Origin of the sequence: Bacillus luti (genome assembly GCF_009739945.1) — a bacterium.
Classification (GTDB): domain Bacteria; phylum Bacillota; class Bacilli; order Bacillales; family Bacillaceae_G; genus Bacillus_A; species Bacillus_A luti.
In genome coordinates this window covers 627,407-641,615 of record NZ_CP040336.1, presented here as the reverse complement: position 1 = coordinate 641,615, position 14,209 = coordinate 627,407, and the positions used below count along the sequence as shown (strand labels likewise).

The window sequence follows — 14,209 nt, the reverse complement described above, 5'->3', positions numbered from 1 at the left end:
TTAGTTTGCAACAACGTTAACAAGTTTTCCAGGAACAACAATTACTTTACGAACTGTTTTCCCTTCAATTTGGTCTTGAATTGCTTCAAGTGCAAGTTGTTCCATTTCTTCTTTTGATGCGTCTTTACTCATTGTTAGTTTTGCGCGAACTTTACCCATAACTTGAACAACGATTTCAACTTCATCTTCTACAAGTTTAGACTCATCAAATGTTGGCCAGCTTGCATATGTGATTGTTTCATTGTATCCAAGTTTGCTCCATAGCTCTTCCCCAATGTGAGGTGCAACCGGTGCAATCATTTTTACGAAACCTTCTACATATTCTTTCGGAAGTGTTTCAGCTTTGTATGCATCGTTGATGAATACCATCATTTGAGAAATCGCTGTGTTAAAGCGAAGCTCTGCATAGTCTTCTGTTACTTTCTTCACTGTTTGATGGTAAGCTTTTTCAAGCTCTTTGTTTGGTGCATCAGTAATTTTCTCACTTAATTCACCGTTATCTTGAACGAATAGGCGCCATACGCGGTCTAGGAAACGACGAGCTCCGTCAAGACCATTTTCAGACCAAGCAATTGAAGCGTCTAATGGTCCCATGAACATTTCGTATAGACGAAGTGTATCTGCACCGTGGCTTGCTACGATATCATCAGGGTTTACAACGTTACCTTTTGATTTACTCATTTTCTCGTTGTTTTCACCTAGAATCATACCTTGGTTGAATAATTGTTGGAACGGTTCTTTCGTTGGAACCACACCGATATCGTATAATACTTTATGCCAGAAACGAGCATATAGTAAGTGAAGTACAGCATGCTCTGCTCCGCCGATATAAATATCAACTGGAAGCCATTGTTTTACTTTTTCAGGATCTACAAGTGCTTCGCTGTTGTTTGGATCGATGTAACGTAGGTAATACCAGCAGCTACCAGCCCATTGTGGCATTGTGTTCGTTTCACGACGACCTTTTTTACCAGTCTCAGGATCTACAACATTTACCCACTCTTCAATGTTAGCAAGTGGTGATTCACCTGTACCTGAAGGACGGATGTTTTCTGTTTTCGGAAGAACTAATGGTAATTCTTCTTCTTTCACAGCTGTCATTGTACCATCTTCCCAGTGAATTACTGGAATTGGCTCACCCCAGTAACGTTGACGGCTGAATAACCAGTCACGTAGACGGTACGTTACTTTTTGATTTCCTGCGCTCGTTACTTCAAGCCATTCAATCATTTTTGCGATTGCTTCTTCTTTATTTAAACCATCAAGGAATGCTGAGTTTACGTGCGCACCATCACCTGTGTATGCTTCTTTCGTAATGTCTCCGCCTTTTACAACTTCTTTCATCGGAAGATTGAACGTTGATGCGAATTCATAGTCACGCTCATCATGAGCTGGAACTGCCATTACAGCACCTGTTCCGTAAGTTGCAAGAACATAGTCAGCGATCCAGATTGGTAATTTCTCACCATTTACTGGGTTAACTGCGTAAGCACCAGTGAATACACCAGTTTTCTCTTTCGCAAGTTCTGTACGCTCTAGATCACTCTTCATTTTAACAGAGTTAATGTAAGCTTCTACAGCTTCTTTTTGCTCTGCTGTTGTAATGTCAGCAACAAGCGCATGCTCTGGAGCAAGTACACAGTAGCTCGCACCAAATAGTGTATCCGGACGCGTTGTGAAAACTGTGAATTTCTCGTCTGTACCATCGATGTTGAAGTGTACTTCTGCACCTTCAGAACGACCGATCCAGTTACGTTGCATATCTTTTAAGCTTTCTGGCCAATCAAGCTCATCTAGATCTTCTAATAGACGATCTCCGTAAGCTGTAATTTTTAACATCCACTGTCTCATCGGACGACGTTCAACTGGATGTCCACCGCGCTCACTCTTACCGTCAATGATTTCTTCGTTTGCAAGTACTGTACCAAGTGCTGGGCACCAGTTTACAGGTACTTCATCAACGTAAGCTAAGCCTTTTTCAAATAGTTGCAGGAAGATCCATTGTGTCCACTTGTAGTAGTTTGGATCTGTTGTATTTACTTCACGGTCCCAATCGTAAGAGAAACCTAATGATTTAATTTGGTTACGGAACGTATTAATATTATGCTCTGTAAATTCAGCTGGGCTGTTTCCAGTATCAAGTGCATATTGCTCTGCTGGAAGACCGAATGCATCCCATCCCATTGGATGAAGAACGTTATATCCTTGCATACGCTTCATACGAGATAAAATATCTGTCGCTGTATAACCTTCTGGATGTCCTACGTGTAGACCTGCACCTGATGGATATGGGAACATATCTAGTGCATAAAATTTTGGTTTTTCTGTCTCATCTGGCGTACGGAATGTTTTATTCTCTTCCCAGTACCCTTGCCACTTCTTCTCAATGTCTTGATGATTAAAGCTCATGAGATACCCTCCTTGAAATTCTATTTATTTTCACCGCCCAAAATACAAAAAACCTCTCATCCCTAGAAAGGGACGAGAGGTTATAGATTCCCGCGGTACCACCCTAAATTAATGTACAAATATACATTCGCTTAGATCCGTAACGTGGATTAACGGCAATTGCTACTATTAGTTTCACAACTGCAACTCAAAGGCGAGTTCATAACGAAACGTGGATTGACTTGCACCGACCGTCAACTCTCTAAACCAGCTTCTATTACTACTACTCCTTCTCACTGTTATTACAAATATGAGTTAATGTGAACTACCCTCCACTTAGTATCTCTAAAGAGCTTACTTAAAGCGGGGCTTCTCGGTTAATCGTTACTATTAATAACTAACGAATTCGTCTTTAGACAGCCGAGCCATCTCCCTTGTTCCAAAGGTTGTTTTATTTAAATATATTCTAAAACATGTTACATGTTCCGTCAAACTAAACTGCAATTTTTTCTTCAACTGTTTCTTCTACTTTTACTCGTTTATCATAAATGCTCGTTGCAATAAGCGCTACTACAAGCATTACCATGATTGCTATAAACAATACTTCCATATTGTATAAATCAACAATCGCTCCGCCAACGACTGGTCCGAACATTTTCCCTACAGTCGCCGCACTATTTACAACCCCTTGATAAAACCCTAACTTATCTTTTGGCGCAAGTATATTCGCAATCGTTGGAACTGCTGGCCATACGAATAACTCACCAATTGTTAATGTTACCATCGCAACGAGGAACATCGTAAATTGCTGCGCTTGACTTAACACAACGAATGACGCCGCAAAAATGACGATTCCAATCATAATTTGTTGTTTTAAAGAACGCTTCATCCAGCGAATTAACATACTAACTAACGGCTGCGCACAAACAATCATCGCTCCATTTATCGTCCATAATAGACTATAGTGGCGAAGGCTAATATTCAGCTCCTGCATATGTGTCGCAATCGCTCCCTGCCATTGTACGTATGTAACCCAGCATAAAGCATATGCTACACACACAATAAGAAGTGCTTTGAATCCTGGTGTAAGTGACCAGCCTTTTTCCGTTTCGACTTCTTTTTGCACTCCTGGCTCTTTTTTGTCTTCCATACCACGGAAGCCAATAAAAGCAATTAAGAAGAAAACAAAGTACAAAATAAAGTTCGCTAAGAAAATATAATCAAAACGATACGATGCAACTAATCCACCACACGCTGTTCCGATCGCAATACCAACGTTTTGTCCAACATACATCGCATTAAATGCCCGTCTTCCGCCCTCTGGCCAAACCGTACCAACCATCGCATACATCGATGGGAAGACCATTCCAGAACCGAATCCGATTAACGCTAGCCATACAACATATAACGGCCAACCGTGGAAGAACACGAGACCTAAAATCGATACGAGTGTAATCACAATCCCTACTAGAATTGATTTATAACCGCCCCATTTATCAAATAAAACACCGCCGAGCAAGTTTCCGATTACTCCAGTAAGCGAGTTGATCATTAATACCATTCCGGCCACAGATAAAGATTTCCCTAGGTGATCATGCAAATAAATTGTATTAAAAGGCCATAAAAAAGAAGCACCCGTGACATTAATAATCATCCCAGCTACTAATAGCCATACTTTCCTTGGCATAGTCTCCCCTCCTATTCTATTTTTTTCGTTCATCTATAACAGTAAAATTGTAGTCGTTTTTAAATAGGAAGGCAACTGATTAATAGTTGATGAAATTCAGATAATGGTTTGTTGGTAAATGAAATTATATTGATTGCTGCTTAAAAATATATCGACTTACCAACAAGAAATGACATCAGTAACGATATATAAATAAGAGGAGACTGCATGAATTTCATGCAGTCTCCTCTTATTTATATTATCCAACTTCTTTTTCTCTTTTCCCACGTTCTTTAGCGCTCCATTTAAACATTTTATCTAGCAAGGTATATATTCTTCCAGACTCCTTCGTTAATAAAGGTCCTAATGATGCTAATATTAAAACGTACAGTGCAGAGAACGGTTTAATCGTTGCCATTAAGCCACCCGCAATGCCAATATTCGCGACAATAATAGAGAATTCCCCGCGCGATACGAGAGTTAATCCAATGTTTGTGGAAGCTTTATGTGATAATCCGGCTTTACGTCCGGCAAGCATTCCCGCGGTAAAATTACCGATGAGCGTAATAAGAACTGCTCCCAACGCCAACCACACTGCTCCACCAAGTGAAAACGGATCTATACTTAAACCGAAGCTGAAAAAGAATATGGCTCCAAAGAAATCACGAAATGGAACGACGAGATGCTCAATACGATCACTATGCTCTGTTTCAGAAAAGACGAGTCCTAACAATAACGCTCCAATCGCCTCAGCAACATGAATTGTTTCTGAAAATCCTGCTACAAAGAATAAAATAGCGAATATTACGATAATAAAAATTTCATTTGACGAAATATCTAATATTTTATTTAAGAACGGCGTAGCTTTTCTAGCGATTACAAAGAATAGCAGCATATACCCTACTGCGATTAACACCGATGTAAGAGCACCTACAAATGATGTTGCACCACCGAGTACTAACCCTGAAACGACTGACAAATATACAGCTAAAAAGATATCATCGAACATAATAATCCCCAAAATAAGTTCAGTCTCTTTATTACCAGATCTTCTTAAATCAACAATTACCTTTGCAACAATTGCACTTGATGAAATTGTTATGATTCCAGCAATGATTAATGTTTCTAATAAGGGGAAACCCATTATATATCCGTAAAGTAAACCTAATATAAAATTAAGTGATATATGAACGGTTCCCCCAAAAGCAATCGACTTTCCTGATTTAATTAATTTTTTTATTGAGAATTCTAAACCTAAATAGAATAGGAGGAATATGACGCCAATACGGCCGAGGAAGGAAATAACTTCTCCGCTTTCAATAAATCTTAAATCGATAAGCCCTAAATCCGGGGCATGAGGCCCTACTAGCATACCGAGTATAATGAGAAACGGAATAATCGAGAACTTTAACTTTGCAGCGAGAATAGCTGCAAAAGCGACTAATACTAACGCAGTTCCAACTTCAAAGACTAAAGTATTCATCGATTATGAGTCACCTCCGGCTGAAAGCAATTCATTAATAATTCTTTTCACTTCATGTCTCGCACCTGATAGTACGAGCATATCGCCAGCTTCAATAATAGAGTCTGGACCTGGATTAAAGAATTTCTTCATATTCTTTTTTAAAATAGCAATAATTGTTACGTTATATGTTTTTCTGACATGTAAGCTACCAATTGTTTTTTGTACGACTGGTGCATGATTCTCCACCTTAAACCATTCAATTGATAATCCTTCAAAAGCCATTTCAATCGTGTCTAACGCTTGTGGTCTATACACCATTCCACCTAATATAGCTGCGATTTGTCTTGCTTCAGAATCGCGAAGAGAAATACTTGAAATACTCTCATCATGATCCGCATCAAAATGATACATTTCTCTTCGGCCATCATCGTGAATAACGATAACCATTTTTTCATTACCTTTTGTAATTACTTCAAATTTACAACCAATGCCCGGAAGTTCACTTTCTCTAATATTCATATTTTCCGCCTCCTAAGGTTTTTAGTTACGGCTTTTATAAATCTACATCAATCTCCGTTTTAAATTCTTCATCTTTTGAGATTCCCAAATACTTCAATGTCTCTGAAGGTGTTGCATGGTGAAAGTGTTTTTGCAATAGTGCAATCGCTATTCCTCTTTTGTACGCATGAAACCCAAATGTTTTTCTCATTGAGTTCGTTCCAATCTTCCCAACAATTCCAACTGCTTCCGCAGCACTATGAATTACACGATACGCTTGTTGGCGCGTAATTGAATTTGTTGTTTTATTAGATTGAAATACGTAATTTTCTCTTTTCACATCAATAGATTGTGCGTAATCTAACAGCGCTTCTTTTACTTTTGTATTTAAATAAATATCTTGTTTAAATTTTTCATCTTTCACAGGAAGAGAATAAAACTCTTTAACAGTTCCATCTTCATTTAATACCTCTTCAAATTTCATACTAAGTAGCTCAGTAATCTTTAATCCTGTGTTAATTCCAATAACAAATAAAAGATAATCTCGCTGTGAGTGCTCTTTTAAATACTTTTTCATAGCCTCAATTTGGCTTATATCTTTTAATGCCTCTACAACTTCCATACATGTATTCTCCTCATCTTATGAACGGTAATTTTCTCATCATGTTGTCCATTTTACCTTATCATGCTATGGGATTTCCATGTCTTATCCATTATTTTTACAATATACTTCTGTGGTCTCGGCAATTTTTAATGTGGAAACTTACGATTGTACAAATACAGTGTGGTTAGAAAAAGGTGTGGGGATAAAAGGTTCAGCTTCTTTCTACAGATCAGATTCCTCCTTTCCTTATCGAGCTGCTTCTACTTTTATTTTATGTTACTTATTTATATTATATTATATATTTCAGTAACATTAAAGTGTTTTTTCTGAAAATACAAAAAGCCGAGCGCATTCACTCGGCTTTTTACCTATTAATCTTCTTTCGGAAGAACAATTCCTTTATACAATTGAACAGTAATGAAGTAATAAATCGTGTAAATAACTACGAAAATTACAATTGGTACCCAAATACGGAAGTACGGATCGATTAAAATAAATCCGAAAATATTCATACCTACCAATACGTGAGCAATACCTACAATTGCAGGGAATAGGAATACTAAGAATAACTCTTTATAAATTGATTTCGTTAATAATTCACGGCGCACACCGATTTTACGAAGCATTTGATAACGCGTAATATCTTTTGATGCACCTGAAAGAATTTTAAACATTAAACAACTTGCCATCATTGCTAAGAAAGCAATTCCAAGGAAGAATCCCATAAACACCGTTCCGCTCGCAACTCCGTAGAACATGTCGTAAGCTTGATATTTACTATCTAATCTTTCAGCTTGTATATTTTTATATTTATCTAGTTGCAACTCGTCAAGTTTTTTCCATTCTTTTGTGTGTGCTTCAAAATCATCTGTTTTTCCAGTAAATACGATTCCTTCTTTACCATTTACAGTATCGTACATTTTTTGATCTACAATTTTAATTGCATGATCTTCATGTACGTAGAATGGCTGGATTGTTCTGAAAGCCTCGTCCCATTCTTCTGGAAGTGCTTTAGCATTCGCATCTTTTTCATTCATTTCTCTAGAAACTGCACCTACTGGCAGGTCCGCTGAAACTTTCTTCGTGTTCACTAAATCCTTCATCGATTTCATATTTGCCATATCTCTTACTAAAGGACGATTTTTCTCTAAATCCTCTTTTACATAGTAAACGTATTTATCATCGACTTTGTAACGATATTCACTTTTCTCTTTAAATGTAATACCGTCTAAAACTTTCTTTTCTTCAGCAGTTGGATTATGAACTACTGAATCATATATTACGAAACCATCAACCATTTTTATAACGTTATTTTTAAACGCCATACCACCTGAAATTGCACCGGCTCCAAGAGCGACTAACATAGCTACTGTCGCAAGCACCTTCGTTAAACTATTAATACGGAAATTTAATTGTGCAAACGTAAATGCGTTAAGTCCTTTTTCACTACGCTTTTTATTACTTTTTAACTTTTTAATAATAACCGGGAGAAGTGATCCAAATAGCATATAAGTACCAGCTGTTGTTGTAATTAATGCAATAAGGATTCCCATTTCTCTTAGTTTTTCCATGTAAATCATTGATGCATAGCCAATTCCTAATAAAATAACTGCTAGGAATGCAACCAAACCTGTCATTTTTCCTTTTACTGCAACACGCTCTGTTTGTGCATCTGCATGCACAAGTTGCAATACAGAAATACGTGATAACTTAATACTATTCATAATTGCTGATAGTACAAATAATGCAAAGAAGAAAATACAAGTAACAGTCATAGATGGCAGGTAAAATGCTTTATACCCTTCACCAGCAAACTCTAATTGTTTCATTAATAACTGTCCGATACCTTCTGCAAGTCCTACACCAACTGTAATACCAATCGCAAGAGATGCAGCACCTAATACAATCGTTTCAATAAACATAAGTAATGTAACTTTATGCTTTTTTGCTCCTAACATCATATACATACCAAACTCTTTTTGACGAAGAGATAATAAGAAAGAGTTTGCATATAAAATATAGAAGAAGGTTATGATTGCTAGTAAAAATGAACCTGCTTGGAATACGAATCCAATTGATTGAATAACTGAGTTAGATTCGATAAATGCTTTATTCAGCGCTAACGTTTGGAACATATAAAAAATTGAGATAGACATGACAAGACCGACAAGTAAGACGATATAATCTTTCAACTTACTTTTTAGCCCTGACATGGAAAGTTTGAATAACATGTACTAGAACCTCCTTTCTTACGCTTTTTGTGTACCTAAATCTGCAAGTACATCTAAAATTTCTTTATAGAACTCTTCACGCGTACCACCGCGGTGAATTTCTTTATATAGCTCACCATCTTGAATGAATAAAATACGTTGACAGTAACTTGCACTGTACGGATCATGTGTAACCATCATAATAGATACACCTTGATCTTTATTTAAGTTTGTCATCGCATCAAGTAAACTCGTTGCATTTTTAGAATCAAGCGCTCCTGTTGGCTCGTCCCCTAAAATAATTGCCGGCTCATGTACTAATGCGCGTGCTGCTGCTGAACGTTGTTTTTGTCCACCAGATACTTCAGATGGATATTTTTGAAGTATTGCCGAAATGCCTAACATATCAGCTACCTTTTCTACTTTCGGTCCAATATTACGTGATGAAACACCTTGAAGAGATAATGGAAGTGCGATGTTTTCATAAATAGATAGGTTTTCTAACAAGTTAAAATCTTGGAAGATGAATCCTAATTTTTGTGAACGGAAATCAGAAAGCTCACCTTGCTTCATTTTTGTAATATCCGTACCCGCAATTTCAACAACGCCGCCCGTTGCTTTATCAAGCGTGGAAATTACATTTAATAATGTCGTTTTACCAGAACCAGATGGTCCCATAATTCCTACAAACTCACCCTCTTGAATTGAGAATGAAACACCTTTTAACGCGTGTGATTGGTTCTCACCTTTTTTACCGTACACTTTTTGAACGTTTTTTACGTCTACAACTGGTTTCGTCATATATATCCTCCTACGCTTGTTTTTCCATTACCTATTTTGCGCCTTTTGGAGATGAACTGCTATTTGTTAACATTACATTTACCTTACACTTTTGTAATATAAAAAAGATAAGTGTGTAAGGTTCGTTGATAAATGAAATTTCATTAACGCTTCGACAAGTAATATCGACTTACCGAAAAAGATAACAATAAAAAATGGGCTGTTCCACAAAAGGAACAGCCCACTTCTCTCTCTATCCCACTTTAATGGGCCGTAAGACCCCCACCTCAAAATTCAGCGAAAGCAAAAAAGTTAGGTGGGGGTCGGGCTGCCCATAAAAGTCCGATTGGTGAAGGCTAATAATCAGTGGGGGATGAAGAACCCCCCCACTGATTAAAGTTTCACTTTATTTCTTTAAAGGTGTTACCGTCCAATACGTAATAACACGCCAAATCCATTCTAATGGACCCATTTTAAAGATCTTCATCCAAATTACGCTAAATACAATTTGAATTACGTAAATTGCAATACACACATATAACGTCTGCATGTAAGTTAAGTTTTCTGCAAAGTTAAATACACTTCCTGCGATTAAAATCATTGCAGTTTGTCCAATATAATTTGTTAACGCCATACGACCGTAGTATTTCAGTGGTGCTAATACTGTTTGAACTGGTTTTAGTTGAAGCAATAAAATTAATGCTCCTACATAGAAAGCTGAAATAATCGGTCCAACTGTCACACCAATTTTTAAAAATTGGCTTGCAGCATCCATTGTCCCATCCTCATTCTCAAGTATCATATTTACAAACGGAGCAGCAGGGACGTGCCCATATTGATACCATAAAGCTACAACACTTAAAACAAACATAATAGCTGTAAAAATAGCAACTTGCTTTATTTTCGCTGAAAGATTTTCAAACACTTTATACTGTCCTGCAGCAAGCCCTAATAAAATTAGACCTAGCGGTAAAAATTCTTTAGCACCCATTACACTGAAGGTAATTGTCAAAATAAGCCCTAGTACTAGATTCACTTCTTTTTTCGCTTTATAAAACGGTAAAACGATTAACCCGCAAATCGCGTATAACGCTAATGCCTCTCCAGGTTGAAACATTTGATGAATGTATCCAAAAATAAACAATGCCACTACGCGTCTTAAAAATAAAACATAGCCATTTTTCCCTTTTGCAATTGCTCTCGAGATAAAGATATAGAATCCCACTCCAAATAAGAATGAGAAAATCGAGAAGAAACGACCTTCTACAAATAAGTATAGAAATCTTTGATAACTAGCATCCACTGTATTAGGATCTGGAATTTTAATGTTAAGTAGTGCAAGAATATTTACTAAAATAATCCCCAGTAATGCGAAGCCACGAATGTAATCTAACTCATCGATTCGTTTGTTTGAAATATTGTTCCCCATAAAGCAGCTCCTTGTATAAAATTTAATCCTCCCTTACTCTACTGGAAAAGTAAGCTTACAACTATCGGCAAACCTTACAGAAATCTTACATTATTGTAATATAATAAAATAAAACCAGGTCATATTGCGACCTGGTCTACTCTGATTGCCTCGATCTTTGAGGTTGTCCCTTTTTACTGTTACGCTGTTTCACTTGAACAACTGGATCAAGTTCATTCGAAAACTCAGCGTTATGCCCGTTTTGTGTTTTTTGCTCTGGGTTATTTTGATCTGAACGTTTCGCCATTACATTCACTCCTTATTAGTGCGGTGTAATAATCATTTGATGTTGCAATTGGCGAATTGCCATACGTGCTCTATTTAACTGCTCACGTTGCTCATCATTCGCATGTTGTTGCATCGTTTGTAAATCGTTATATGCTTGCTCTAATTGTAACTGTGCATCTGAATACTCCATCGTATTGTAATGCTCTTGTCTCATACCTTGGTCTAATTGTTCTTTCGCATATTCCACCGCTTGTTCCGCTTGTGTAATATACGATTCAAGTGATTGACGCTCTGCCATAATTGTCCCTCCTTGCTTTAATTCCCCTTTAGTGTGTCCCTTCCATCTGAACCTTATGAGTATGTTATAATGTATTTTGTTTCATTTTGACTCGGCTTAGGAGGGAAAATAATGAAGGTTCAAAACCCTTTTCCATATACAAACGACAATAAACGTTATCACACATGGAATTACCATTTACGAAATGAATTTGGTGAAAAAATCTTTAAAGTATCATTAGACGCTGGCTTCGATTGTCCGAACCGTGACGGTACAGTTGCTTATGGCGGTTGTACATTTTGCAGTGCCGCTGGATCTGGTGACTTCGCTGGCGATCGCCGCGATGATGTTATAACGCAATATCATGAAATGAAAGAAAAAATGCGCTCAAAGTGGAAAGATGGAAAATGTATCGCTTATTTCCAAGCTTACACAAATACACACGCACCACTTGAAGTGTTAAAAGAAAAATTCGAACCGCTTCTAGCAGAAAAAGACGTTGTCGGTCTTTCTATCGCAACTCGTCCTGATTGTTTACCGGACGATGTCGTTGAATATTTAGCGGACTTAAATAAACGCACGTACCTTTGGGTTGAACTCGGATTACAAACTGTTCATGAACGAACTGCAAACCTTATTAATCGCGCTCACGATTATCCGTCTTATGTGGAAGGTGTAAATAAATTACGCAAGCATGGTATTAGAGTTTGCTCTCATATTATTAACGGTCTTCCACTTGAAAATTACGACATGATGATGGAAACAGCTCGTGAAGTAGCGAAGCTTGACGTACAAGGAATTAAAATTCATTTACTTCATTTATTAAAAGGAACGCCAATGGTGAAGCAATATGAAAAAGGACAACTCGAGTTCCTTTCTCTTGAGGATTACGTAAGTCTCGTTGTTGACCAACTTGAAATCATTCCAGAAGACGTAATTGTGCACCGCATCACAGGTGACGGTCCACCTGATTTAATGATTGGTCCAATGTGGAGCTTAAATAAATGGGAAGTATTAAATTCCATCGATGCAGAATTTGTACGCCGCGGAAGCTGGCAAGGAAAATATGCAAATGAGGAGAAACAAAAATGAAATTAGAACGTGTATTACCGTTTGCTCGCTCACTGTTGCAAACGGCAGTAAAAGAAGGCGATTACGCTGTAGATGCAACTCTTGGCAATGGACATGACACTTGCTTCCTAGCTGAAATCGTTGGAGATCACGGAAAAGTATTTGGATTTGATATTCAAAAAGAAGCAATTGAAAGCTCTACTATCCGTTTAAAAGCAAAAGAGCTTTTCGGACGTACTGTTTTAGTTCACGATAGTCACGATACGCTTCTATCCGTATTACCGGACGATGCAAAAGGAAAAGTAACAGGCGCAATTTTCAACTTAGGTTACCTTCCTGGCGGTGACAAGCATATCGTTACAAAACCGAACTCAACAATTTCGGCAATTGAACAATTATTAGAAGTAATGGCCCCTGAAGGAATCATCGTCCTTGTCATTTACCACGGACACCCTGAAGGACAAGTAGAACGCGACGCTGTACTTAAATTTGCCGAAGAACTAGACCAAAAACAAGCACACGTACTACGATACGGCTTCATTAACCAACAAAATAACCCGCCATTTATTGTGGCGATTGAGAAACGATAATATATCGACGATTCGACACAACATAACAAAAACAGACGTGCACTCATTGTACGTCTTTTTGTTATTCTCCTATATAATGGATATATACACTATTTAAAGAAAGAAGGATAGAACTTTGCTAGTAGAACTAAGGGGAATTCAAAAGAAGTATGGCAAATCACTTATACTAGACAACATTGATTTATCCATTCCAGAAGGAGAAGCACTCGCTATTATTGGCGGGAACGGGACTGGAAAAAGTACTCTACTCAAAATAATTGCAGGATTTATTTCACCTACGGTAGGGGCACTTCAAAGAAAAGAACATATACAAATTGGCTATGTACCTGAACATTTTCCTGAAGGGATTCGTTTTACATTAGAGGATTATCTATATCATCTGGGCCAGATTCACGGTTTATCAACAAAATATTTAAAAGATAAAATTCCGATGCTTCTTGAATCTTTTCATTTACATCATGCAAGGCATTCCGTTGTACGAAACTTTTCAAAAGGTATGAAACAAAAAACAGGCATTATGCAAGCATTGCTTACGGACGTCCATTTATTAATTCTAGATGAACCTCTTTCTGGGCTCGATCCTAACTCTCAGCAAGAATTAGAACATATTTTACTCTCATTAAAACAACAAGGCATATCTATACTCTTCACATGTCACGAAAAACAACTACTAGAAAACTTCGCCGATAGAATTGTGACGTTAGCAAACCATACAATCACAGCAGATACTTTTGTACAAAAAGGGGCAGAACAAGTCTATATTGAGGCAATCGTTCACGACACATTTTCAGCGATAGAACTACAAAAGCAATCCGGTTTTATACACGTTGCACACAATTCAAATCAAAACCTTATTCAATTACAAATCGAAAAAGAATATACAAATGACATACTTCAGTTTTTATTACATAAAAAAGCATCTATCACATTGCTACAACCTAATTTTTAAATCGAAAGAAGGTTT

Annotated in this window: 13 protein-coding genes and 1 other annotated feature; of the genes, 3 read left to right on the top strand and 10 right to left on the bottom strand. The window is 37.3% G+C overall.

What is annotated here, in order from left to right; all coding sequences use genetic code 11:
* The 10 genes from leuS to EUC40_RS03265 all read right to left on the bottom strand — a co-directional run bounded on the left by leuS (position 1) and on the right by EUC40_RS03265 (position 11,605).
* Positions 1-2,409, bottom strand: coding sequence for a leucine--tRNA ligase (leuS, locus tag EUC40_RS03310; protein ID WP_156573663.1), 2,409 nt, complete (start codon positions 2,407-2,409; stop codon positions 1-3).
* Between the two features lie 65 nt (positions 2,410-2,474).
* Positions 2,475-2,694: a binding site (T-box leader), on the bottom strand.
* 187 nt (positions 2,695-2,881) lie between these two features.
* Complete coding sequence (locus EUC40_RS03305) at positions 2,882-4,075, bottom strand: MDR family MFS transporter (RefSeq protein ID WP_071711007.1); 1,194 nt, start codon at positions 4,073-4,075, stop codon at positions 2,882-2,884.
* A gap of 238 nt (positions 4,076-4,313) precedes the next feature.
* The gene (locus tag EUC40_RS03300) at positions 4,314-5,537 is read right to left on the bottom strand and encodes a cation:proton antiporter (protein ID WP_156573661.1); all 1,224 of its coding nucleotides are present in this window, start codon (positions 5,535-5,537) and stop codon (positions 4,314-4,316) included.
* Between the two features lie 3 nt (positions 5,538-5,540).
* Positions 5,541-6,038: a cation:proton antiporter regulatory subunit gene (locus EUC40_RS03295; RefSeq protein ID WP_001026044.1), complete on the bottom strand. Its 498-nt coding sequence runs from the start codon at positions 6,036-6,038 to the stop codon at positions 5,541-5,543.
* Between the two features lie 34 nt (positions 6,039-6,072).
* On the bottom strand, positions 6,073-6,639 hold the full coding sequence (locus EUC40_RS03290) for a tyrosine-type recombinase/integrase (protein WP_071711004.1): 567 nt from the start codon (positions 6,637-6,639) through the stop codon (positions 6,073-6,075).
* Between the two features lie 353 nt (positions 6,640-6,992).
* Positions 6,993-8,852 carry an FtsX-like permease family protein gene (locus EUC40_RS03285; protein ID WP_071711002.1) on the bottom strand — a complete coding sequence of 620 codons (1,860 nt, stop codon included), beginning with the start codon at positions 8,850-8,852 and terminating at the stop codon, positions 6,993-6,995.
* Between the two features lie 18 nt (positions 8,853-8,870).
* Positions 8,871-9,632: an ABC transporter ATP-binding protein gene (locus EUC40_RS03280; protein WP_000165846.1), complete on the bottom strand. Its 762-nt coding sequence runs from the start codon at positions 9,630-9,632 to the stop codon at positions 8,871-8,873.
* 385 nt (positions 9,633-10,017) lie between these two features.
* Positions 10,018-11,040 carry a DUF418 domain-containing protein gene (locus EUC40_RS03275; RefSeq protein ID WP_156573659.1) on the bottom strand — a complete coding sequence of 341 codons (1,023 nt, stop codon included), beginning with the start codon at positions 11,038-11,040 and terminating at the stop codon, positions 10,018-10,020.
* A gap of 136 nt (positions 11,041-11,176) precedes the next feature.
* Positions 11,177-11,326 carry a glycogen biosynthesis protein GlgD gene (locus tag EUC40_RS03270; protein ID WP_074569981.1) on the bottom strand — a complete coding sequence of 50 codons (150 nt, stop codon included), beginning with the start codon at positions 11,324-11,326 and terminating at the stop codon, positions 11,177-11,179.
* A 15-nt stretch (positions 11,327-11,341) separates the two neighbouring features.
* The gene (locus tag EUC40_RS03265) at positions 11,342-11,605 is read right to left on the bottom strand and encodes a YtzC family protein (protein ID WP_000840869.1); all 264 of its coding nucleotides are present in this window, start codon (positions 11,603-11,605) and stop codon (positions 11,342-11,344) included.
* 111 nt (positions 11,606-11,716) lie between these two features.
* On the opposite strand from EUC40_RS03265, the gene mnmL reads away from it, so the two are divergent.
* From mnmL to EUC40_RS03250, 3 genes are all read left to right on the top strand, one after another.
* Positions 11,717-12,676: a tRNA modification radical SAM protein MnmL/YtqA gene (gene mnmL, locus EUC40_RS03260; protein ID WP_156573657.1), complete on the top strand. Its 960-nt coding sequence runs from the start codon at positions 11,717-11,719 to the stop codon at positions 12,674-12,676.
* Positions 12,673-13,245, top strand: a complete 573-nt coding sequence (mnmM, locus tag EUC40_RS03255; RefSeq protein ID WP_156573654.1) for a tRNA 5-(aminomethyl)-2-thiouridylate-methyltransferase MnmM — start codon at positions 12,673-12,675, stop codon at positions 13,243-13,245. Before mnmL ends, mnmM begins: the two co-directional genes overlap by 4 nt.
* Positions 13,246-13,360: 115 nt before the next feature.
* The gene (locus EUC40_RS03250) at positions 13,361-14,194 is read left to right on the top strand and encodes an ABC transporter ATP-binding protein (protein WP_156573652.1); all 834 of its coding nucleotides are present in this window, start codon (positions 13,361-13,363) and stop codon (positions 14,192-14,194) included.
* Positions 14,195-14,209 lie beyond the last annotated feature (15 nt).